Genomic DNA, 20,464 nt, shown 5'->3' with positions numbered 1-20,464 from the left:
AGTCTAGCGAACCGTCAGATCATGCGGACGTGCTTGGCGGATTCATAGACGGCAATCGAGGCGGCGGTGGCCAGATTGAGGCTTTCTGCTTTTCCGTAGATGGGGATGGCCACGGCGGCGTCGGCCTGCGCTCGATCAGCTTCTGGAAGTCCCCAGGCTTCGTTGCCGAACACCCACGCGGTTGGACGGGCGAGGTCAAGGCCGGTATCCCACGGAACGTGAAGGTCGTGAGCCGGCGGATGGCCGTCAGCGGCGAGGATCTGCAGGCCGCGGGCGCGCGCCAGTTCGGTGACTTCTGGAAGGCCGACCCCGGTCACCACCGGCAGGTGAAAGATCGATCCGGCGGTCGATCGCACGGCCTTCGGGTTGTAGACGTCAACACTCGAGGAGGTGATGATGACACCATCGGCACCGGCGGCATCCGCTGCGCGCAGGACGGTTCCGGCGTTGCCGGGATCCCGCACTTGGCTGAGCACGACAAGGAGCTTTGCCTCCTTGGTCACCACCGAGGTCAAGTCAGCGTGAAGCTGTTCGACGACGGCGATCATTCCCTGGCTGTTAACAGTCTCAGCCACCGAAGCCAGCGCTTCCGGAGCCGTCTGCTTGATTTTGATGCCGGCTTTGCGCGCGGCCTCGATGATGTCGGGGTTGCGCTCGGCCGCTTCGACGGTCGCCCACACATCGAGGACGGCCCCTGTCCCCCGCGGTGCCGCCTGACCGGGCTCAACGTGCAGCGTCACGGCCTTGGGGCGGTTTTCGGCCTGGTGGCGTAAGGCCTCGCGGATGCCCTGCGGACCTTCTACGAGGAATCTTCCCGACTTGGCCCGACCCTGTTTGCGGTCGAGCTTCGCGGCTTCGCGCAGTCGGCGGGATTTCGGGGACGTCACTTCCGGCCCGTGCAGACCGGGATGGATGTCGCTTTCCATAACCTCACTCAGTTCTTCTGGACGGTATGCGCAGCCTCAGCTGTCGGGAAACGAAAACGCGGGGGCCAAACAGCCCCCGCGTTTTCACAGCTGCACTCAGGCAGCAGGCGTCTTCGGCGCGTTCACGTCTGACGGAAGTGCGTTCTTGGCGACTTCCACAAGCTTGGTGAACACGGCTGCGTCGTTGACGGCCAGTTCGGCGAGCATACGACGGTCGACTTCAACACCAGCGGCTTTGAGACCCTGGATGAAGCGGTTGTAGGTCATGCCGTTGGCGCGGGCGCCAGCGTTGATGCGCTGGATCCAGAGGCGACGGAAATCGCCCTTGCGCTTGCGGCGGTCGCGGTAGTTGTAGACCAGCGAGTGGATGACCTGTTCTTTGGCCTTGCGGTACAGGCGCGAACGCTGTCCGCGGTAGCCGCTCGCCCGGTCGAGGATGACCCGGCGCTTTTTGTGGGCATTGAGAGCCCTCTTGACACGTGCCACGTGTACTCCTTCAGATGAATGTCACAGCGGTAGGGCTGTGGTGCGCTTTGGTCAGGCCTTGCCCAGCAGCTTGCGGGCCTTGGCGGCGTCGCCGCCGGTCATGACTTTGTCGGTGCCGCTGATGCGGCGCTTACGGCGCGAGCTCTTGACTTCTGCGAGGTGGCGGTTGCCGACACCTTCGCGCATGAGCTTGCCGCTGCCGGTGACGCGGATGCGCTTCTTCGTACCGCTGTGGGTCTTCTGCTTCGGCATTGTGCCGTTCTCCTTCAGTCGGCCCTCGGAAACCCGTCCCGAGGGTAGTGGCTCTGGGGCGCTGGGCGCTCCTGAACCGATGTCAGTTCTGGTTTCGCTGCTCGGCCTTGGCCTGAGCAGCGCGGTCGCGACGCGACTTGACTTCGGTGTATGTGCCCTTGGCACCCGCGGTCTCCCTGCGCGATTCTGCGCGGGCGTCTGACTTCGAACGCGTCGGTGCGAGCACCATGACCATGTTGCGTCCATCAAGCCGAGGTGAGGATTCAACGGTGCCGTATTCGGCAACCTCCTCGGCCAGCTTCTCAAGCAGCCGCATGCCCATTTCCGGGCGGGACTGTTCGCGTCCGCGGAACATGATCATGACCTTGACCTTGTCTCCGCCGTTGAGGAAGCGGACGACGTGGCCCTTCTTGGTTTCGTAGTCGTGGTCGTCGATCTTGAGTCGGAACCGGATTTCCTTCAGGGCCGTGTTGGCCTGATTCTTCCGTGCTTCGCGTGCCTTCTGGGCAGTTTCGTACTTGAACTTGCCGTAGTCCATGAGTTTGACCACCGGAGGCTTCGCCTTGGGCGCAACCTCGACGAGGTCAAGATCGGCTTCGCGTGCCAGGTCGAGTGCCTTGCGGATGGCGACGATCCCGACCTGCTCTCCGTTGGGCCCGACCAGACGGACCTCAGGTACTCGAATCCGATCGTTGATGCGCGGCTCGCTGATGTGCATGCTCCTTAACTCAGATGGTGATCACGGTGTTCAAGGGAACAGAAAAGCTCCCTTTGAACACGCAAAGGGAGCTTGAAACGCTGCCGGTGAACATTCTTCACCTCAGTGCCCAACAGCCGGAAAGCAGATCCTGAAGCCCGCTTGTGCCAGCTGTTTTCGCTGACCCGATTGCCCTTGGCAATCCAGGTGGGAGTCAATCTCCACTTTGCACGCCCTCCAGCTTACACGACACTCAGGCGTTTTTCACACTCGGATGTGGGAAGCTTGGGGACATGACAGAAAACCGCCACACTTTTTCCGATGATCACACTGCCGCCGACCACGCGCGCGCAGAGCAGCAGGCGCTGCGAGATATTGCCGACGTACCTGCTGTCGAGGTCATTTCATCTGCGGCCATCCACCTGATGAGTGCCGCTGCCGTGAAGTGCGGACTGGCCGAAGACACTGAAGAGTCCAATGGCAAAGACCTACAGGACCTCGATGAGGCGCGCAAGCTCATCAACGCACTGGCGGGTCTTGTCACCTCGTCCGCAGTCGACCTCGGCGACCAGCACGCCCGGCCCCTGCGAGACGGCCTGCGCAGCCTGCAGCTGGCCTTCCGCGAAGCCTCCCCCTTCCCCGACGTTCCCGGTTCAGGCCCGGGCGAAAAGTACACCGGCCCCGTTTCCTGAGCTCCCCCGCACGGCCCGACACTTCCAAACGAAGCACGCATTCCCAGCCGGCACCTCGTGGTGCCGAGCGGCCTTTTGGCGAGTTAGGCTCCCCTTTCTTGGACTCATTCCAGAAAACGCCTACGGTTGAGTTGTGACCACGAGTGCTGCCGACACGATCAGAGCCGCCGGACTGCGCGTGACTGCGCCCCGTCTGGCGGTCTATGACGTGTTGGAACACGACCACACCCACGCAGACGCCGACAAGGTCTTCCGCGCAGTGCGCGAAAAACTCGGCACGGTGTCAGTGCAGACGGTGTACGACGTGCTCAGCGCGTTCGCGCGCACACAGCTTGTCAGGGTCATCGATCCGGCCGGCTTCGCGTCGGCCAGATACGAAATCAACCGCAACGACAATCACCATCACCTCGTGTGCCGAACATGCGGTGACATCCGCGATGTCGCCTGCGCACCCGGCAGCGCTCCGTGCCTGAGCCCCGCCGAGGACTTCGGCTTCACAATCGACGAAGCCGAAGTCGTCTACTGGGGGCAGTGCCCCCAGTGCGAGCTCAGGAACTCTCTGTAACTCCGACAACCCAGGAGGACTCATGGCAACCAACCGCACAACCGACAACTTCGGCATCCCAGTCGGCAGCGACGTTCACTCGCTGACGCTCGGCGCTGACGGCCCCACGCTTCTGCAGGACTACTACCTGGTTGAGAAGCTCGCACAGTTTGACCGCGAACGCGTTCCCGAGCGCGTCGTCCACGCCAAGGGCGGCGGAGCTTTCGGCACGTTCACCGTCACCGGCGATGTTTCCAAGTACACCAAGGCCAAGGTCTTCCAGCCCGGTGCCGAAACCGAAATGCTCGCCCGCTTCTCGACCGTCGCCGGCGAACAGGGCTCGCCCGACACCTGGCGCGACCCCCGCGGCTTCGCACTGAAGTTCTACACCGAAGAGGGCAACCTCGACATCGTGGGCAACAACACCCCGATCTTCTTCATCCGCGACGCCATCCAGTTCCCCGACTTCATCCACTCGCAGAAGCGCAGCTCGCAGACCGGCCTGCGCGATCACAACATGCAGTGGGACTTCTGGGTCAACGAACCCGCATCGGCCCACCAGGTCACCTACCTCATGGGCGACCGCGGCATCCCGCGCTCGTGGCGTGAAATGAACGGCTACGCATCCCACACCTTCCAGTGGATCAACGAAGCCGGCGAACGCTTCTGGGTCAAGTACCACTTCCACTCGGACCAGAAGCAGGAATTCATCGACAAGTACGGCCACGAAGGCTTCTCCGCTGATGACGCCGACGAAATGGCCGGCATCGACGCTGACTTCCACCGCCGCGACCTGTTCGAAGCCATCAAGGAAGGCAACTTCCCCACGTGGACCCTGTCCGTTCAGGTCATCCCCTACGAAGAGGGCTTCACCTACGGCACCAACATCTTCGACGTCACCAAGACGGTGTCCCACAAGGACTACCCGCTGATCGAGGTCGGCAAGATGGAGCTCAACCGCAACCCGGAAGACTTCTTCGCACAGATCGAGCAGGCCGCATTCAACCCGGCTTCGCTCGTTCCGGGCACCGGACTATCGCCTGACAAGATGCTCATGGGCCGCCTGTTCTCCTACCCGGACACCCACCGTCACCGCATTGGGCCGAACTACGCCCAGCTGCCGGTGAACCGTCCGAAGTCGCCCAAGCACAACTACAGCCGCGACGGCCAGATGCGCTACGAACTGTACCCGGCCGACCAGCCTGAGTACGCACCGAACTCGTACGACGGCCCGCATGCGGATGAGTCCGCCGCTACCGACGTCAACCTGGTTGACGTTCCGCAGTCGGACGTCGTTCGCGCCGCTCAGACGCTGCGCGAAAACGACGGTGATTTCAACCAGGCCGGCGAGCTTGTGCGCAACGTGCTCGACGACGCTGCTCGCGACCGCCTGGTTCACAACATCTCCGGTCACGTCATGGGCGTATGGGACAAGGAGCTGTTGCCCAAGGTCTTCCAGTACTGGAAGAACGTCGACGAAGAGCTCGGCAACCGCATCGAAACTGTTGTCACCGAAGCTAAGAAGAAGCAGGAACAGGCCTGATCTTCTTCAGCTGCGTTAGCTGCGCTGCGCGTTATGCGTTAGCTTGGCGCGGCTTTGGCTGAAAACACGGGCGCCCCGGCAGATTCTCTGTCGGGGCGTTCGTGTTTTTGCGTTTGGGTGTTGTTTTGGTGGGCGGGGGCGTTGCAGCGCTTGCGGTTTCTCGCACATGCCCTTCTGGCGAGTTCAGACCGTACGGAAGCACCCCTGAGCCGGAATCTGCGCTTTAGCCGCACACAAACTCCCCTTAGCTGCGGATCCACCCGAAGACAACCACTGCTAACGGGAGTTTCTGTTGCTAAAGCGTAGGCGCAGATGGCGCCTGGGTGCCCAAGTCAGGCTGGGTGCCGAGGTGGAGGGCGGTTGTGCGGCACCCGCGGCTATCCGCCTGTACTGCTTATGGCTCTTCAGGTCAGGTGCGCGTGCGGCTTAAAGCCTTTGGAGTCAGGTGCGGCTTGCAGCCGCGGGGTTCGGACGTGGCTGATGCCCTTGGGGCAAAGGGTGTGGGCTATGGCCTTTGAGCTCAGCGGACGGTGATGGTCAGAGAATCGACGCGGTCGACGATGACGGGGTGCTCTGCCAGGCGGGCCTGGAAGGCACTGAAATCTGGTTCACCCTCCAGTGTGAGGATGATTGCCAGTTCGGGACCTCCCGTCACTATCCTTCTGCTGCCTGGTCCTGCGCCGACCGATGCGATCCATGGAAACTGCGCTGCGGCTTCTCCAATGGCCTGCGCGACTTCCCGGTCGGCCCACGATGGCGTCCAGGCGTGCCCTTGCACAAAAGCCCACAGTGCCGGCCTGCGCAGCAAAAATGCGTGATCACTGCCAGGGTCGATGATGACCAGTTGGGAGCCTTCGTCAACTGCACCCAGGCCCAGGCGCTCGGCCTCGATCGGCACGGGCCTAGCCTGAGTCCCCCACTGGGTGAGAAGCGGAATGGCAGTGAAGCACGGTGTGACCTCGCGGCCGTCTTCGGATGACAGACGCACCATAGCCATATCCGAGCTGTTGTCGACCATGAGCCCGTGTTCCCCCACGGACTTGCTGAGCGCTTCCGGAAGAATGGGGGCGTAAACACGCGAGTCTTTGAGCGCCTCGACTACGCCGATGTGGGCCGTCGGGTCAAAAGGATTGGCCGTTGCATTGTCGAGGGCCGCAGTCACCTGCGGGTCAGCTTCGCCGGTGTCACCGGCGAAGGGATTCGGCTTGAGTTCACGACCCTTCCACGCAGTACCCGCTGAGTCAGCCTGATGGCCCGTCCGGGCTGAGTCGAAGTCAGCATGACCGTCAGGCGACGCAGAACCATCTGGCCTCACGGCACCTCCGAACATAGCTTTCAGGTGTTCGGGCAGCTGAGGCTCGTCTGGTGTGCTGTCTGTCATGGACGCCCGGCGACTTCGAGTGCTTCGCTCATGGTGAATCGACCGGCGTAGAGAGCCTTGCCGATGATTGCGGAGTCCACGCCCGCTGGAACGAGCTTGCGCAGGGCAACAAGGTCATCAAGTGAGGAGATGCCGCCGGATGCGGTGATCGGCGTGCCCGTGGTCGTTGCGATTTTCTGCAGAAGCTCCGTGTTGGGGCCGCTGAGGGTGCCGTCAGTGTTGATGTCGGTGACGACGTAGCGCGAACAGCCCGCGGCTTCGAGTTCTTCGAGGACGTCCCACAGGCTTCGGCCTTCTTTCGTCCAGCCGCGGCCGGCGAGCACATCACCGCGCACGTCGAGTCCAACCGCAACGGCGTCACCGTGCTGGCGGATGACGTCGGCAGTCCATGTGGGGTTTTCAATTGCGGCAGTGCCGATGTTGACGCGGGCCGCGCCGATTTCGAGAGCGGCTTCGAGTGCCGCTGAATCGCGAATTCCGCCGGAGAGTTCGACCTTGAGATCAACCGAGGCGATGAGCTCCTGGATGAGCTCGCGGTTGTCACCGCGACCGAAAGCAGCGTCGAGGTCGACCAGATGGAGCCATTCCGCTCCGGCCTCCTGAAACTTCACAGCGTTTTCCAACGGCTGCCCGTAGTCGGTTTCGGTGCCGGCCTCGCCCTGGTGCAGGCGAACGGCCTTGCCCCCGACAATGTCGACTGCGGGAAAGAGCACAAGGCGGTCTGCTTCGGTCACTGTTTCTCCTAGGTGTGGGAATCGTCGAGGCCTGCGATCCAGTTGGCAAGAAGCTTCAGCCCTGCCGAACCAGATTTTTCCGGATGGAACTGCACAGCGCTCAGAGGGCCGTCCTCAACCGCGGCAATGAACTTTTCGCCGTGCTCTGCGTACGTTGCTTCCCCTGTGCTGGGCGCTGTGTGTGCCGCATAGGAGTGGACGAAGTAGAAGTGTTCTTCGGTGATTCCGTTGAACAGCAGCGAACCTTGCGGTGGCCGCACCGTGGTCCACCCCATGTGGGGAACAACGGGGGCTGAAAGCTTTGTCACAGACCCATTCCACAAGCCGAGGCCTTCGGCAGTCAGACCGTGTTCGGTGCCCTGGTCGAACATGACCTGCAGGCCCACGCAGATGCCCAAGACCGGCATCCCGCGTTCAATCCTTTCGCGGATAATGGCGGGCGCGCCAACGGCTCGCAGTTCGTCCATGACGGATGCGAAGGCCCCGACGCCCGGCACTACGAGCCCGTCAGCCGAAAGCAGGTACTGCGGCTGGGCGGTCAGCTGGACCTCAGCGCCGGCGGCTTCGAGCGCCCGCACCGCAGAGCGCACATTGCCCGACCCGGCATCGAGAACGGCTACCGTGGTCATTGTCTGCGACCAAGCAGCTTGTTGATGCGGAAGAGGCTGAATCCGAACACACCCGCGGCCAGTGCCGTGGCAATCCACATGTACCAGGGGCCGCTGAGGGCGACAACGGCGCCGATGACCAGCGCGATGAACGCAGCCGCGGCCACGATCATCCAGACGATTGCGGTGCGCGCAATTGCAGCGCGGGCACCCGTCATGGTCAGTGCGCTTGCCTGCATTTTGCTGATGTCGGCTGTGTGCTGGGCGCCTTCGATGTCGGCAGGCTCAGCTTGCCCCAGCAGCAGGCGTTCAACGTCCTCGGGCAGATTCTGCAGGGCCAGCCCCGCGGGAACTTCCGATTGCCGTTTGCCGGCGCGGTAATGCCCGGACGCGATGGCGTCGTCTTCGCGGACGAGCAGCAGGACTTCGTAGCGGCCTGCCATTTTCGACAGCTTCTGGGTGACTTCCGTGGCGTGTTCGCGGCTGGCGTTGTCAAGAACAATGGCCGAGAAGCCGCCGACGGGCACGACGGAGCCGCGAATGTCGCTGAGCACGCAAGCCGCAGCGAGCTGCTTGGGATCGCCGAAGGGTGTGACTACGAGCGCCGTGTTCACAGGGCCCCCTTTGTGGAGGGGATGGCCCCACCGGTGCGCGGGTCGGCTTCAAGTGCCATGCGAAGGGCGCGAGCGAAGGCTTTGAATTCTGCTTCCGCTATGTGGTGGGGGTCCCGGCCGGCGACGAGCGCGAGATGGACGGTCAGCCCCGCGTTGATGGACAGAGATTCCAAAGCGTGGCTGACCATAGAGCCGGTGAAGTGACCGCCGATCATGGCGTACTGGAAGCCCTCGGGTTCACCGGTGTGGACGAAGTACGGGCGACCGCTGATGTCGACAACGGCCTGTGCGAGGGCTTCGTCAAGGGGAACGGCAGCGTCGCCGTAGCGTCGAATGCCCGCTTTGTCTCCGACCGCGTCTTTCAGCGCCCAACCGATGGTGATGGCGGTGTCTTCGACAGTGTGGTGGACGTCGATATCGATGTCGCCTTCGGCCTTGACCGTCAGGTCGCACAGAGAGTGGCGGGCCAGAGCGTCAAGCATGTGGTCATAGAAAGGCACGCCCGTGGAGATCTCGGACTTCCCTGTTCCGTCAAGATCAATTGTGACGTCGACCTTTGATTCGCTGGTATGACGTGACGCCGTCCCGATCCTCTGGGGCATCAATCCTCGTTTCCGTTCGGCTGCGACCGACCGCGCGGCGCGGTCGCCCCAATCCTATCGGGAGGGCACGAGAATACGCTGACCAGGGTGAACCGTCGATGAGTCAAGCCCGTTCATGTCGACGATGACGGTAAGGACGTCGCGAACATCTTCCGAGCCGGCTGCTTCGCGGGCGATTTCCCACAGTGATTGGCCCTCTTCTACGACGACCACCCGGGTGTCATCAGCAAAAGCCGGTTCCGCATTCGAAGCCGAAGCCTCCGGCCGGATGAGGAGGACAGCACACAGAGCAACCACTGCAATGACGGCGAGAGCCACCATGCGGCGCACCCAAAAGATCCGGCCTTCCCTTACCGAACGGTGCGATGCGCGAGCGAGCGTGTGCATTCTTCCTCCTAACACAGTCGAAGCGTTCGACCCCGACAATGCGATGGCGCGGACGGCCGCTTGCCCCACGGCCATTCGCATTATTCGAACTGATGTTCTAAGACACACATTAGAACAGAATCCGCTGTTTGTCGAACATCTATGTGAAAATGGATTCGAACACTGCATCCGATTCCCACGCTTCAGAGCCTCCCACGAGGCACTGACATAACCTGCTCCACACTTCTGACCGGCAGAAACGTCAGGGTTTGGGCTGAGAGGACAGAGTCATGACTCAGTCGCGTCGAACTCGCGGCCGCCCGCGCGACACCGATGTGGCCAAGGAGGTCAGCACGTTCCGCAGGCACCGTGACAGCGAGTCTTCCCTGCCGGTCGCTTCAGCTGCCGCGGACGACCGTTCACTGTCTGCCCGGCAGCGGCAGGTGCTGGAGACCATCGAAGCGTCAGTGCACAGCAACGGCTATCCGCCGAGCATGCGCGAGATCGGAAAGTCGGTGGGGCTGGCCTCACTGTCGTCTGTTGCACACCAGCTCAATCAGCTTGAGAAGCTCGGCTATCTGCGGCGCGACCCCAAGCGTCCGCGGGCAATCGAGGTTGTCAACCCCGCTGAGGTCGCCGAAGCCCCAGCGGTGGAGAGCTCCTCGAACGCGGCCGCCGTTCCAGTGGTCGGCCGCATTGCCGCCGGCGGTCCCATTACGGCAGAGCAGAACGTGGACGACGTGTTCGTGCTGCCGCGCCAGCTAGTCGGCGCCGGCGACAATCTGTTCCTGCTCAACGTCGTCGGAGACTCGATGATCGATGCGGCCATCTGCCACGGCGACTGGGTTGTGGTGCGCAGCCAGCCGACCGCCGAGAACGGTGAAATAGTCGCCGCCCTTCTGGATGACGAAGCCACGGTCAAGACGCTCAAGCGCAAGGACGGCAAACAGTGGCTGCTGCCGCAGAACCCTGACTACGCCCCCATTGACGGCACCTTTGCCACCATCATGGGTGTTGTGACCGCGGTCATCCGGCGCATCTAATCTTCCGGTTTGAGCCTTTCGAGAGCCCCGCGGACCACCGCGGGGCTCTCTGTTCTCCACATGGGCGGAAGTGTTGCCATGAGGAAGTTCGCGTAGCGAGCCGTTCGCAAGCGCGAATCAAGCACCGCGACGACACCGCGATCCGATGTTGAGCGGATGAGTCTCCCAGCCCCCTGTGCCAGCTTGAGAGCAGCGTGAGTTGCAGAGACGGCCATGAAGCCGTTGGCACCTCGGCGGGCGGCGGCTTCCGTGCGGGCGGTGGAGAGAGGATCGTCCGGGCGGGGAAAGGGAATCCGATCGATGAGGACCAGGCGGCAGGCATCACCTGGAACGTCGACTCCCTGCCACAGGGAGATGGTGCCGAACAGGCTGGAGTCAGCATCGGAGCTGAAGGACCGCACCAGGCTGCCCAGGCCGTCTTCGCCCTGCAGCAGAATCGGCAGATCGGTGTACTCGCGCATGTATTCGGCTGCCTGCTCGGCCGCGGCTTTCGACGAGAACAGTCCGAGCGCTCCCCCGCGGGAGGATTCTATGAGTTCGCGCAGCTCTTCGAGCTGTTCGACATTGAGGCCTCCGCGGCCGGGTTTGGGCAGATGGCCGGCAACATAGAGGATGCCCTGCTTGGGGTAGTCAAACGGCGAGCCCACGTCGAGGCTGTCATAGCGCGGACTGTCAGGGCCCGCCAGACCGAGTGACGCTGCGACCGGTTCGAATCGGCCGCCCAGCGCCAGGGTTGCAGATGTTGCGACAACGGTTGCTTCTTCAAACAGGCCGCGGCGCATGGTGCCGGCAACCGACAGCGGAGCGATCACGAGGCTGACGGTCTCCGTACCCCGAAACGAACTGCGGCTGACCCAGACGACGTCGTTGGCGTTGCCGTCGGTCATGCGCTCCGCAAGATCGAAAACCTCCTGAATGCGAGCGCGCGCAACCGTCAAGCCCGAATCGGCCTCTTTGCCCCGCTCGGCCTCACCGCAGGCGCTCAGCAGTGTGCGAGCACTGTCACGCACAGCCACGACCGCGTCCTGCAGGGGTTCGGGCCACATCCGCAGCAGACCCGCTTCCGCCTGCGCCAGCGCATCAGACAGCGACGTGCGGGCAGTGTCGAAATCGCTGAGAGCCGCCGGTGTTGCCCCCGAGTGCTTCCGCGCCGCCGAGTGGGCTGCCGAGAGCATCGTGTCGGTCAGACTGCCGGTAAGGGCCGATGTCACGCGGTCGCGCAGTTCGTGGGCTTCGTCAATGATTACTGCCGCATGGGACGGCAGCACTGAGTTTTCGCCGAAGGCATCAATTGCCAGCAGGGCGTGATTGGTGACCACGACGTCAGCACCAGAGGCTTTTGTGCGTGCAAGTTCAGCCCAGCATTCTTCGACCATGGGGCACTTTTGGCCCAGGCAGTCGTAGGCGTTGACGGACACGTGGGACCACGTGCGGTCGGAGACTCCGGGCACCAAATCGTCGCGGTCGCCCGTATCTGTGGACTGTTCCCACGAGCGGATGCGGGCGATCTCAGATTCTAGGGCGCTCATGGATCCGCCCCGGTGTGCCGCATCGTCAGCTCCCGTGTCGAACAGGAGCCCCGCCTCGTCATCTGGGTATCCGCCGGCGAGTTTGTGTTTGCACAGGTAGTTGCGGCGTCCCTTGAGTACGGCCGCACTCGGTCGACGTCCGAGGTCTTCGCGCAGGGCTTTTGCCAGCCGCGGGATGTCGCGGTCGATGATCTGTGCCTGCAGCGCCAGCGTTGCGGTTGAGACGATCACCCGCTCGCCGGAGCCGACGGCATAGCGCACCGCGGGCACGAGGTAGCCCAAGGACTTTCCCGTGCCTGTCCCGGCCTGCACCAGCAGGTGCGTTTCGCTTTCCAACGCCGAGTTCACAGCCTCGGCCATCTGCTGTTGGCCCTCGCGGGGACTGCCGTGCAGTGCGGCGACGGCCGTCCCCAGCAGCTCGGCAGCGTCCTTCACGCGCGCTCCCCCGCGGGTTCATCACGCGAGGTGGGATCGGGTGTGACGGGCTCGGGCGAGGTGGGCGCGGCTGTGGGAATCGGCAGCTCGTGCGAGCTGGGTTCAGATGAAGCGCCCGCGAACATGTCGGGCCGCCGGAAAGGTTCGAGCTGGGCGGCGAGTTCGCCGTTGACGAATGCGTGAACGACAGTACCTTCGTCAATGTGCTCGATCCGCTCGATTTCGCCGTCTTCGTGAACTGCAGACAGCAGATCGCCGCGGCTGTAGGGAATGAGGGCGGTGAGCTCAAATTCGGGGTGCGGCAGCGCATCGGCGATTGTCGTGCGCAGAATGTCCAGGCCCTCACCGGTGTGGGCGGAGACCGCCACGGCCCCTGGGTGGCGGCGCATAAGCCGTGCAACCGCATCGGGCTTGGCGATGTCGGCCTTGTTGATGACAATGAGTTCCGGCACGGAAGGCTCGACGACATCGGCGAGGACATCGTGGACGGCCGCGATCTGTCCCTCCGGGTCGGGGTGCGAACCGTCGACCACGTGGAGAAGCACATCCGCCTGCCCGGCCTCTTCCAGGCTGGAGCGGAACGCTTCGACCAGCTGGTGCGGCAGATTGCGCACGAAGCCGACCGTGTCGGTCAGCGTGTAGGTGCGTCCGTCTTCCGCCTCGGCTGCCCGCACGGTGGGGTCGAGGGTGGCGAACAGGACGTTCTGCACCATGACCCCGGCATCGGTCAGCCGGTTGAGCAGGCTCGACTTGCCCGCGTTGGTGTAGCCGACGATCGCGACCGACGGGATGCGATTGCGTTTGCGCGAAGACCGTTTGACTTCGCGGGCAGGCGTCATTTTGGCGATATCGCGGCGCAGTTTCGCCATGCGCTTGCGGATGCGCCGCCGGTCGAGTTCGATCTGGGTCTCACCGGGACCGCGCGAACCGATTCCCGCGCCGCCGGCCACCTGTCCACCGGCCTGCCGCGACATGGATTCACCCCAGCCGCGCAGACGCGGCAGCAGGTACTCCAGCTGTGCGAGTTCGACCTGTGCCTTGCCTTCGCGGCTCTTGGCGTGCTGAGCGAAGATGTCGAGGATGAGCGCCACACGGTCGACGACTTTGACCTTGACGACGTCTTCGAGGGCACGACGCTGGGAAGGGGCGAGTTCGGAGTCGAAGATGACGGTGTCAGCGCCGACGGCGGCCACGATTTCGGCGAGTTCGCGCGCTTTGCCGCGGCCCAAGTAGGTGGCCGGGTCCGGAGTGTCGCGCCGCTGAATCACACCGTCGAGGACAGTCGATCCAGCTGTTTCGGCAAGGGCGGCAAGTTCCCGCAGGGAGTCTTCAGCAGCTTCGGCGGTACCGTCGGTGTACACGCCTGCGAGCACCACGTTTTCCAGGCGGACGTCACGGTATTCGACTTCCGTGACATCTTCGAGTTCCGTCGACAGCCCGGCCACACGGCGCAGTGCGGCACGCTCCTGGACGTCGAAGTTGGTGTCGTCGTCAGCGGCGAGCTCCGCTGCTGTGAGCGATGAGTCAGCCCGCGACAGGACGCGGTTGAGGATGTCGTCTTCGCGGCTGGACTCGCCTGTTGAGGTGCCGGAGCGGGGTTCCTCGGGGGCTTCACCCGAGCTGCCGGGGGTGCTGTCTTCAGCACTCGAGGCACCGGGGGCTGAAAGTTTGTCTTCTTCTCGCATTGCGGCCCATTGTCCCACAGGGCACAGCCTTCGGCGCCATGAGCGCGTAGGCTTGAGGGCTGTGAGCGAGCACTATTTTTCTTCCACCCCGAACGCACAGTCACGACCACGGTCGCTGCAGGTGTGCCTGGCCGGTCACGACCTGACAGTCACGACTGACTCCGGCGTGTTCTCCCCCGGCCGCGTTGACAAAGGCACCGCCGTTCTGCTCGACCACCTGCCCGAGGTTCCCTGCGGCAATGTGCTGGACCTTGGGTGCGGTTGGGGCCCGATAGCGCTGCACGCCGGTCTCAGCGCCCGCGATGCCGGGACGTCCACGCGCGTCTGGGCACTCGATGTCAACGAACGCTCACTTCAGCTGACAAAGAAGAATGCCGCCGAGGCGGGACTTAACTCAATCCGCCCCGTCACCGCCGAACAGATTCCAGACGATGTGCGCTTTGACGCGATTTGGTCCAACCCGCCGATCCGCGTGGGCAAAGACGTGCTGCACGAACTTCTGCTGACCTGGCTGCCCCGACTGAAGCCCGGCGGGCAAGCACTACTCGCAGTAGCCAAAAACCTCGGTTCAGACTCGCTGCAGATATGGATGCAGGAAAACCTGCCGGAAGGCTTCACCGTTTCCCGCGCTGCATCGTCCAAGGGGTTTCGGGTCCTTTCAGCTGTCGCGCCGAAGTGACGACCGCCTATACCGGCAGCGTGACAGCGCCACGGCGGCGGCGCTCATAGAAGAGCCGCTTCTGCTGTAAGAACAGCGGGACCGGACAGAATCGCGACATCATCTTCCACCTCGACGAGCACTGTTCCGCCCGGTTGAGTGACGAACCATTCTCGAGGTGCCGCCTTCCCGGCCCAGTGGCTGGCGGCCAGCGCCGCCGCGCACGCCCCGGTGCCGCACGCGCGGGTCTCCCCGACACCTCGTTCGTATACGCGCATGCTCAAACGCCCTGCGTTCTGCAGGCGGGGGTTGGTGACTTCGGGCAGCGGGCCGTGGTCGATGACGATGAACTCGACGTTCGTGCCGTCTGGCGGTACGGGCTGGACTTCGGGTGGTTTGCGCAGGTCGAGCGCTTCGAGTTCAGCTGCTTGGGCCACAGCGACGACGGTGTGGGGATTCTCCATGTCGACGCTCGCCGCGGGCCTGGGCGGACGGAGGTTTGCAACAGCGGCGAAGGCGTCATCGGCTATCGGCTTGGGCCCGCGCGGCAGGCGAACGCGGTACCAGGTGGCCGAGTCTGCACCTTCGACATTGCAGTCCATACCATTTTCGGAGTTTCCGCCGGTGCTGCTGTCTGTGGCGAACGGGCTGGAAGTCGTTTCAACCATCACGGGGCCGACGGCCGTTCCGATGATGAGCTTTTCGGTCATCTGAAGCCCGGTTTCACGCAGGAAGTGGGCAAAGACCCTCACCCCATTTCCGCACATTTCCGCTGGTGAGCCGTCTGCGTTGCGGTAGTCCATGTACCATTGGGCGCCGGCTTCCTCGGCAACGCGGGCTGTCGGCGTATCAACCGAGCCGATGGTCGCCGCACGGATAACGCCGTCGGCGCCGATGCCTGTGCGCCGGTCGCAGACCGCGGCGATCGCGTGCGGGTCGAACCTTACAGTGTCGTCGGCGTACAGGAGGAAGTCGTTTTCAGTTCCGTGGCCCTTGGTGAGTTTCATGCGGTCTCCTGCCTGTCGATGATGGCCAGCGCCTGGTCGAAGAGCTCAGGGCCGTCTGCAGGCAGCCAATGAATGCGCGGGTCGCGTTTGAACCAGGTTTCCTGCCGCTTGGCGAACTGGCCCGTGCGGATGATGGTCTGTTCGATGGCCTCTTCGAGTGTCATGGTGCCGCGCACATAGGCGATCAGCTGTCGATAGCCGATTGCGGCAGCAGCGGTCGTCGACTCCTCTATGCCCGCGGTGATGAGCGCACGAACCTCGTCAACCCAGCCGTTTTCTATCATGCAGTGGACGCGGGTGCTGATGCGCTCACGCAGGTCATCGCGTTTCATGCGCAGGCCGATCTGGACGGTCGGCATAGCGTAGGTGTATTCGGGAAGGTGCGATGTGAAGGTCTCACCAGTAAGCGCTATGACTTCGACGGCACGCACGATGCGCCGGGTGTCTTCGATCTTGATCTTCGCGCCGGCTTCCGGGTCGAGTTCCGTCAGCAGCCCGTGGAGGTCGTGTGTGCCGCCAAGCTGCGCTATTCGCTCCAGGCGTGAGCGCAGGTGCGGGTCGGTTCCCGGAAAGTTCATGACATCTGTTGCCGCCCGCACGTAGAGGCCAGACCCGCCCACCAGGATGGGCAGCACGCCTCGGGCTCGCATATCGGCGATGAGAGCGCGGGCTTGCTGTTGGAACTCGCTGACGCTTGCGTCTTGGGTCACGTCGAGAACGTCGAGCAGGTGGTGCGGCACTCCCCTGGTTTCGGCCTGCGTGATCTTTGCCGTGCCGATGTTCATTCCCCGATAGAACTGCATGGCGTCGGCGTTGATGATTTCGCCGCCATAGTGTTCGGCTAGGCGGACTGCGAGGTCGGATTTGCCGGTTGCCGTTGCTCCGACGATGTTGATGACCGGACGGGTGTGCGCTGTCACGGAAACTCCATCCGCAGCACAGCGGTGCGGGTGCTGAGAGTTTCTGCGTCATAGTCAACGTGGACGTCGGGCTGGCGGTGTGCGCTGAGCAGCCGCTGCAGCGACTCGGTGTTCGACGCAAAGGTGCGGGAATCCTGCGCTGCTTGTGCCAGGGCTTGAACTTGACCGGCTTTGATGGCTTCCATGAGGGCCCGGTCGTGTTCTGCCGCGCCGTCGACGGGGGCCAGGGGCCCATCGGGGGTCGAGGTGGCAGAGAAGTCGAAGGTGATGAGTGCGGCTTGTGCGCGGTCCAGTGGGACCGGGGTCAGCCCCGCCTCGACCGCCAGCAGGGCGGCCGATCCAGCGCGGGCGCACGCGTCCTGAACAGCCTGACGGGCGGCCTCATCGGGCAGTTCAGCGACCGCGGCCTGCCATGCGCTACCGGTGAGGAGCTCGCCCGTGTGCATGTCGACGCCTCGGTCGATGCCGTAGGGCCCAAGCCCCACGATTGGGGTGTCAGCGTCTGTGCCGATTTCTGTGCTGCCGCCGGCGGCCCACGCGATCGCGGTGAGCATGGACTGGCGCAACGTGTCTTCCGCTGGTGTCCGGGTGCGTGTCACGCCGGCCGTGTAGACCGGCGCGGCTGGGACAACGGCGGCGCGGAAGGTCATCGCGTGCGGATGGTCGGCATGCCCAGGACAGTGGGACCAGCAGGACCTGCTGAGCCGGAGCCTGCACCACAGCTGTCTGCCTGTGCGAGGTCCCACGCGTCACCGGCTGGGGATGTGCGCAGTGTGTATGGGGCATCCGCGATGAGGAAGTAGGGCTTGGCCTCCGTCAGCGTGGTGGTCACGAAGTCACCCGGGCGCACGGTGGTGTCCGGGTCGGCCTTGACGTGAACCAGCCGGTTGTCCCGGGCGCGGCCTGAGAACCTGCCGTGTTCCTCATCGGGCAGTCCGGTCACGAGGATTTCGGCTTCAGAGCCGAGCAGCGCCTCGTTCTCTTCCAGAGAGATGCGGTCTTGCAGAGCGGTCAGGCGCTCGAAACGCTCCTGGACGACGTCCTTGGGGATCTGGTTATCCATGTCTGCCGCCGGGGTTCCGGGCCGAATGGAGTACTGGAACGTGAAGGCCTGGGCGAAGCGGGCCTGTTCGACGATATCCATTGTGTCTTGGAAGTCTTCTTCGGTTTCTCCGGGGAAGCCGACGATGATGTCGGTGGTGATGGCGGCACCCGGAATGCGTTCGCGCACTTTGTCGAGTATGCCCATGAACCGTTTGGTGCGATAGGAACGCCGCATGTCTTTGAGCACTTTGTCCGATCCGGACTGCAGCGGCATGTGCAGCTGCGGCATGACAGTGGGGGTTTCGGCCATAGCGTCGATGACATCGTCGGAGAATGCCGCCGGGTGCGGACTGGTGAAGCGCACGCGCTCAATGCCGGGTACCTGGCCGACAGCGCGCAGCAGTTTTGCGAATGCGCCCCTGTCGCGGAATTCGGTGCCGTAGGAATTGACGTTCTGACCCAACAGGGTCACTTCGACAACGCCTTCGGCTGCGAGTGCTTCGACTTCGGCGAGGATGTCGCCGGGGCGACGGTCTTTTTCTTTGCCGCGCAGAGCAGGGACGATGCAGAACGTGCACGTGTTGTTGCAGCCCACAGAAATCGACACCCACCCGGAGTGGGAGGATTCGCGGCGGGTGGGCAGGGTCGAGGGGAAGACGTCGAGGCTTTCTTTGATCTCGACTTGGGCTTCCTGGTTGTGGCGTGCGCGTTCGAGCAGCACAGGCAGTGATCCCATGTTGTGGGTGCCGAAGACCACGTCGACCCATGGGGCGCGTTTGACGATGGTATCGCGGTCTTTTTGGGCCATACAGCCGCCGACGGCAATCTGCATGCCGGGGCGCTGTTCTTTGACCTCGGCTAAGCGGCCCAGATTTCCGTACAGGCGGTTGTCGGCGTTTTCGCGTACCGCGCAGGTGTTGAAGACGACGATGTCTGCCTGTTCGCCGGTCTGCGCTGGGGAGTATCCGGCGTCGTCAAGAAGCCCCGAGAGTCTTTCGGAGTCGTGCACGTTCATCTGGCATCCGTAGGTTTTGACCTCGTAGGTGCGAGGGCGTGCGGTTGCTGTGTCAGTCATCGTTGCCTCAGTCATCAGGCGTCATTCTAGCCGTTGGGTGTGCGGGTTCTGCAGTGTCGTATGGCCGGTGGTGTAGATGTCACTGTGGAATACTGCGCACCATGAGCGACCCACATCCTGACGTTGTTGTCATTGGCTCGGGCCCGAATGGTTTGGCGGCTGCTGTGACGGCTGCTCGGGTGGGTCTGCGGGTTGTCGTGTACGAGGCTCAGCCAACGCTGGGCGGTGGGGCGCGCACTGCGGACCTGGGTTTGGCTGACGGGATTGTGCACGATCTGTGTTCGGCTGTTCATCCCCTTGCTGTTGCTTCGCCTTTCTTTTCTGCTTTTGATCTCCCTTCCCGAGGTGTCGACCTGCTTCTGCCAGAAGCCTCCTACGCGCACCCTCTTGAGGATGAGCCTTCCGCGGTTGCGTGGCACAGCCTGGATCGGACAGCTGCCGAACTGGGTGTCGACGGGTCGCGTTGGCGTGATCTGTTCTTGCCTTTGCTTGAGGCTCCCGAGGCGGTGGTCGCGCTGGGTCTGGGGTCGAAGCGGAGCGTGCCGCGTGAGGTTCTGAAGGCCCGAGGTGCCGCCGCGGCTGCACGCTTTGTTGGTTCGGTGGCCAAGGTCGCGCGGGCCGGTGGTGCGGGGTTGTTTTCTAAGGCTCGGGCTCGCGCCCTGTTGGGTGGGGTTGCAGCTCACTCCCCTGGCCGGTTGGGCACGCTGTCGTCTGCGGGTGTGGGGCTCATGCTCGCGATGACGGGTCACCGGGATGGTTGGCCCATTCCGCGAGGTGGGTCTCAGACGATTGTGGATGCTCTTGTGGCAGACATTGAGGCCCATGGCGGGTCATTTGTCACCGGTGCTCATATTTCCGATTCTTCCCAGTTGCCGCCTGCGCGAGCGTATCTGTGCGATACGACGGCGGAAGCTGCGGCAGGAATCTTTGCCGAGCACTTACCCGGCTCAGTGACGAGGAGCTTGCGCTCTCTTGGGCATCACAGTGGTGTTGCCAAGGTTGACCTTGTTCTGTCAGGCCCTGTTCCGTGGCGCGATCCGAATGTAGGCCTGGCCGGCACGGTTCACCTGGGCGGCACGTGGTCGGAAATCGCTGCATCACAGCATGCGGTCTCCCAAGGTGTGATGCCGCCGTTGCCGCTGGTTCTCGCGAGTGATCCGACGGTTGCTGATCCATCACGTGAGACGAGCGGTTTGCGCCCGCTGTGGACCTATGCACACGTTCCCTTGGGGTGTTCCGTTGACGTTACGGAGCATGTGGTCCGGCAGATTGAGCGATTTGCTCCTGGCTTCCGCGATGTTGTTGTTGCCTCGCGCTGTGTTCCTGCGTCAAGGATGAGTGAGCACAACGCGAACTATGTTGGCGGTGACATTGCGGCTGGCAGTGTTAACGCGTATCGCCTTGTGGCCCGGCCTCGGCCTGCGTGGGATCCCTATTCTTTTGGTTTGGTTCGCACTGTCGATGGGACTACGGCACGGGTTGCTCTGTGTTCAGCGGCTGCCGTGCCGGGCCCCGGCGTGCATGGTATTTGCGGTTATGAGGCTATGCGCACGGTGTTGCGCAAGACCTTCGGCATAAACGAGCCCGTCAGCTTGAGTCCCCGGTCCGGCGGCTGACAGCTGG

General features: G+C 63.3%; 22 protein-coding genes. 6 read left to right on the top strand and 16 right to left on the bottom strand.

Features of this window, described 5'->3' with window-relative positions:
* Window positions 1-14 precede the first annotated feature (14 nt).
* The 4 genes from HMPREF2757_RS06345 to infC all read right to left on the bottom strand — a co-directional run bounded on the left by HMPREF2757_RS06345 (window position 15) and on the right by infC (window position 2,382).
* Window positions 15-926, bottom strand: a complete 912-nt coding sequence (locus HMPREF2757_RS06345) for a TrmH family RNA methyltransferase (protein WP_070574387.1) — start codon at window positions 924-926, stop codon at window positions 15-17.
* A 96-nt stretch (window positions 927-1,022) separates the two neighbouring features.
* Window positions 1,023-1,412 carry a 50S ribosomal protein L20 gene (gene rplT, locus HMPREF2757_RS06340; protein ID WP_070574386.1) on the bottom strand — a complete coding sequence of 130 codons (390 nt, stop codon included), beginning with the start codon at window positions 1,410-1,412 and terminating at the stop codon, window positions 1,023-1,025.
* 51 nt (window positions 1,413-1,463) lie between these two features.
* Window positions 1,464-1,664, bottom strand: coding sequence for a 50S ribosomal protein L35 (gene rpmI, locus HMPREF2757_RS06335; protein ID WP_019174918.1), 201 nt, complete (start codon window positions 1,662-1,664; stop codon window positions 1,464-1,466).
* A gap of 82 nt (window positions 1,665-1,746) precedes the next feature.
* Window positions 1,747-2,382, bottom strand: coding sequence for a translation initiation factor IF-3 (gene infC, locus HMPREF2757_RS06330; RefSeq protein ID WP_070574385.1), 636 nt, complete (start codon window positions 2,380-2,382; stop codon window positions 1,747-1,749).
* Window positions 2,383-2,654: 272 nt separating this feature from the next.
* On the opposite strand from infC, the gene HMPREF2757_RS06325 reads away from it, so the two are divergent.
* The 3 genes from HMPREF2757_RS06325 (at window position 2,655) to HMPREF2757_RS06315 (ending at window position 5,140) form a co-directional block, all read left to right on the top strand.
* Window positions 2,655-3,053: a DUF1844 domain-containing protein gene (locus HMPREF2757_RS06325; protein ID WP_070574383.1), complete on the top strand. Its 399-nt coding sequence runs from the start codon at window positions 2,655-2,657 to the stop codon at window positions 3,051-3,053.
* Between the two features lie 133 nt (window positions 3,054-3,186).
* Window positions 3,187-3,618, top strand: a complete 432-nt coding sequence (locus HMPREF2757_RS06320; RefSeq protein WP_070574381.1) for a Fur family transcriptional regulator — start codon at window positions 3,187-3,189, stop codon at window positions 3,616-3,618.
* Between the two features lie 22 nt (window positions 3,619-3,640).
* Window positions 3,641-5,140: a catalase gene (locus tag HMPREF2757_RS06315; protein WP_070574379.1), complete on the top strand. Its 1,500-nt coding sequence runs from the start codon at window positions 3,641-3,643 to the stop codon at window positions 5,138-5,140.
* Window positions 5,141-5,660: 520 nt separating this feature from the next.
* On the opposite strand, the gene HMPREF2757_RS06310 is transcribed toward HMPREF2757_RS06315, so the two are convergent.
* From HMPREF2757_RS06310 to HMPREF2757_RS06285, 6 genes are read right to left on the bottom strand one after another with little or no spacing between them, the layout of a single operon-like run.
* Window positions 5,661-6,521: an SseB family protein gene (locus HMPREF2757_RS06310; RefSeq protein WP_070574377.1), complete on the bottom strand. Its 861-nt coding sequence runs from the start codon at window positions 6,519-6,521 to the stop codon at window positions 5,661-5,663.
* On the bottom strand, window positions 6,518-7,255 hold the full coding sequence (gene priA / locus HMPREF2757_RS06305) for a bifunctional 1-(5-phosphoribosyl)-5-((5-phosphoribosylamino)methylideneamino)imidazole-4-carboxamide isomerase/phosphoribosylanthranilate isomerase PriA (RefSeq protein ID WP_070574375.1): 738 nt from the start codon (window positions 7,253-7,255) through the stop codon (window positions 6,518-6,520). Before priA ends, HMPREF2757_RS06310 begins: the two co-directional genes overlap by 4 nt.
* Window positions 7,256-7,263: 8 nt before the next feature.
* Window positions 7,264-7,884, bottom strand: coding sequence for an imidazole glycerol phosphate synthase subunit HisH (gene hisH, locus HMPREF2757_RS06300; protein WP_070574373.1), 621 nt, complete (start codon window positions 7,882-7,884; stop codon window positions 7,264-7,266).
* On the bottom strand, window positions 7,881-8,477 hold the full coding sequence (locus tag HMPREF2757_RS06295; RefSeq protein WP_070574371.1) for a hypothetical protein: 597 nt from the start codon (window positions 8,475-8,477) through the stop codon (window positions 7,881-7,883). Before HMPREF2757_RS06295 ends, hisH begins: the two co-directional genes overlap by 4 nt.
* Window positions 8,474-9,079, bottom strand: coding sequence for an imidazoleglycerol-phosphate dehydratase HisB (gene hisB / locus HMPREF2757_RS06290; RefSeq protein WP_070574369.1), 606 nt, complete (start codon window positions 9,077-9,079; stop codon window positions 8,474-8,476). The genes HMPREF2757_RS06295 and hisB overlap by 4 nt, the downstream gene beginning before the upstream one ends.
* 54 nt (window positions 9,080-9,133) lie before the next feature.
* The gene (locus tag HMPREF2757_RS06285; protein WP_070574367.1) at window positions 9,134-9,466 is read right to left on the bottom strand and encodes a LysM peptidoglycan-binding domain-containing protein; all 333 of its coding nucleotides are present in this window, start codon (window positions 9,464-9,466) and stop codon (window positions 9,134-9,136) included.
* Between the two features lie 269 nt (window positions 9,467-9,735).
* Here HMPREF2757_RS06285 and lexA point away from each other — a divergent pair, with 269 nt between their 5' ends.
* Complete coding sequence (gene lexA, locus HMPREF2757_RS06280; RefSeq protein ID WP_070574365.1) at window positions 9,736-10,488, top strand: transcriptional repressor LexA; 753 nt, start codon at window positions 9,736-9,738, stop codon at window positions 10,486-10,488.
* Here the strand turns inward: lexA and HMPREF2757_RS06275 are convergent.
* Both HMPREF2757_RS06275 and hflX read right to left on the bottom strand, forming a co-directional pair.
* Window positions 10,485-12,452, bottom strand: a complete 1,968-nt coding sequence (locus HMPREF2757_RS06275; protein WP_070574363.1) for an ATP-dependent DNA helicase — start codon at window positions 12,450-12,452, stop codon at window positions 10,485-10,487. The two genes, lexA and HMPREF2757_RS06275, sit on opposite strands and share 4 nt — an antisense overlap.
* The gene (gene hflX / locus HMPREF2757_RS06270; protein ID WP_070574361.1) at window positions 12,449-14,137 is read right to left on the bottom strand and encodes a GTPase HflX; all 1,689 of its coding nucleotides are present in this window, start codon (window positions 14,135-14,137) and stop codon (window positions 12,449-12,451) included. The genes HMPREF2757_RS06275 and hflX overlap by 4 nt, the downstream gene beginning before the upstream one ends.
* Before the next feature lie 61 nt (window positions 14,138-14,198).
* Between hflX and HMPREF2757_RS06265 the strand changes: the two genes are divergently transcribed.
* Window positions 14,199-14,816: a class I SAM-dependent methyltransferase gene (locus HMPREF2757_RS06265; RefSeq protein ID WP_070574358.1), complete on the top strand. Its 618-nt coding sequence runs from the start codon at window positions 14,199-14,201 to the stop codon at window positions 14,814-14,816.
* Window positions 14,817-14,860: 44 nt separating this feature from the next.
* Here the strand turns inward: HMPREF2757_RS06265 and dapF are convergent, their stop codons facing one another.
* The 4 genes from dapF to miaB are packed head-to-tail and all read right to left on the bottom strand — an operon-like array spanning window position 14,861 to window position 18,856.
* On the bottom strand, window positions 14,861-15,802 hold the full coding sequence (gene dapF / locus HMPREF2757_RS06260; protein WP_070574357.1) for a diaminopimelate epimerase: 942 nt from the start codon (window positions 15,800-15,802) through the stop codon (window positions 14,861-14,863).
* Window positions 15,799-16,722 (bottom strand): tRNA (adenosine(37)-N6)-dimethylallyltransferase MiaA, encoded by a 924-nt coding sequence (gene miaA, locus HMPREF2757_RS06255; RefSeq protein ID WP_070574355.1) that lies wholly within the window; start codon window positions 16,720-16,722, stop codon window positions 15,799-15,801. Before miaA ends, dapF begins: the two co-directional genes overlap by 4 nt.
* Window positions 16,719-17,321 (bottom strand): hypothetical protein, encoded by a 603-nt coding sequence (locus HMPREF2757_RS06250; RefSeq protein ID WP_141750198.1) that lies wholly within the window; start codon window positions 17,319-17,321, stop codon window positions 16,719-16,721. The genes miaA and HMPREF2757_RS06250 overlap by 4 nt, the downstream gene beginning before the upstream one ends.
* A 47-nt stretch (window positions 17,322-17,368) precedes the next feature.
* Window positions 17,369-18,856, bottom strand: a complete 1,488-nt coding sequence (gene miaB / locus HMPREF2757_RS06245) for a tRNA (N6-isopentenyl adenosine(37)-C2)-methylthiotransferase MiaB (RefSeq protein WP_070574351.1) — start codon at window positions 18,854-18,856, stop codon at window positions 17,369-17,371.
* 86 nt (window positions 18,857-18,942) lie between these two features.
* Here miaB and HMPREF2757_RS06240 point away from each other — a divergent pair, with 86 nt between their 5' ends.
* Window positions 18,943-20,457 (top strand): phytoene desaturase family protein, encoded by a 1,515-nt coding sequence (locus HMPREF2757_RS06240; RefSeq protein WP_070574349.1) that lies wholly within the window; start codon window positions 18,943-18,945, stop codon window positions 20,455-20,457.
* Window positions 20,458-20,464: the final 7 nt, after the last annotated feature.

The sequence above is a fragment of the Brevibacterium sp. HMSC063G07 genome (assembly GCF_001810665.1).
GTDB lineage: Bacteria > Actinomycetota > Actinomycetes > Actinomycetales > Brevibacteriaceae > Brevibacterium.
Note: the sequence above shows the minus strand (reverse complement) of the source record. Positions and strands in the feature narration are given on the sequence as shown.

What these genes read in the sequence shown, in the direction of transcription:
- HMPREF2757_RS06310 (WP_070574377.1), bottom strand. Translation starts at nt 6,521, where the DNA reads ATGACAGACAGCACACCAGACGAGCCTCAGCTGCCCGAACACCTGAAA.
- hisH (WP_070574373.1), bottom strand. Translation starts at nt 7,884, where the DNA reads ATGACCACGGTAGCCGTTCTCGATGCCGGGTCGGGCAATGTGCGCTCT.
- rpmI (WP_019174918.1), bottom strand. Translation starts at nt 1,664, where the DNA reads ATGCCGAAGCAGAAGACCCACAGCGGTACGAAGAAGCGCATCCGCGTC.
- hisB (WP_070574369.1), bottom strand. Translation starts at nt 9,079, where the DNA reads ATGCCCCAGAGGATCGGGACGGCGTCACGTCATACCAGCGAATCAAAG.
- lexA (WP_070574365.1), top strand. Translation starts at nt 9,736, where the DNA reads ATGACTCAGTCGCGTCGAACTCGCGGCCGCCCGCGCGACACCGATGTG.
- hflX (WP_070574361.1), bottom strand. Translation starts at nt 14,137, where the DNA reads ATGCGAGAAGAAGACAAACTTTCAGCCCCCGGTGCCTCGAGTGCTGAA.
- miaB (WP_070574351.1), bottom strand. Translation starts at nt 18,856, where the DNA reads ATGACTGAGGCAACGATGACTGACACAGCAACCGCACGCCCTCGCACC.
- HMPREF2757_RS06240 (WP_070574349.1), top strand. Translation starts at nt 18,943, where the DNA reads ATGAGCGACCCACATCCTGACGTTGTTGTCATTGGCTCGGGCCCGAAT.
- HMPREF2757_RS06285 (WP_070574367.1), bottom strand. Translation starts at nt 9,466, where the DNA reads ATGCACACGCTCGCTCGCGCATCGCACCGTTCGGTAAGGGAAGGCCGG.
- dapF (WP_070574357.1), bottom strand. Translation starts at nt 15,802, where the DNA reads ATGAAACTCACCAAGGGCCACGGAACTGAAAACGACTTCCTCCTGTAC.
- HMPREF2757_RS06325 (WP_070574383.1), top strand. Translation starts at nt 2,655, where the DNA reads ATGACAGAAAACCGCCACACTTTTTCCGATGATCACACTGCCGCCGAC.
- HMPREF2757_RS06345 (WP_070574387.1), bottom strand. Translation starts at nt 926, where the DNA reads ATGGAAAGCGACATCCATCCCGGTCTGCACGGGCCGGAAGTGACGTCC.
- HMPREF2757_RS06315 (WP_070574379.1), top strand. Translation starts at nt 3,641, where the DNA reads ATGGCAACCAACCGCACAACCGACAACTTCGGCATCCCAGTCGGCAGC.
- infC (WP_070574385.1), bottom strand. Translation starts at nt 2,382, where the DNA reads ATGCACATCAGCGAGCCGCGCATCAACGATCGGATTCGAGTACCTGAG.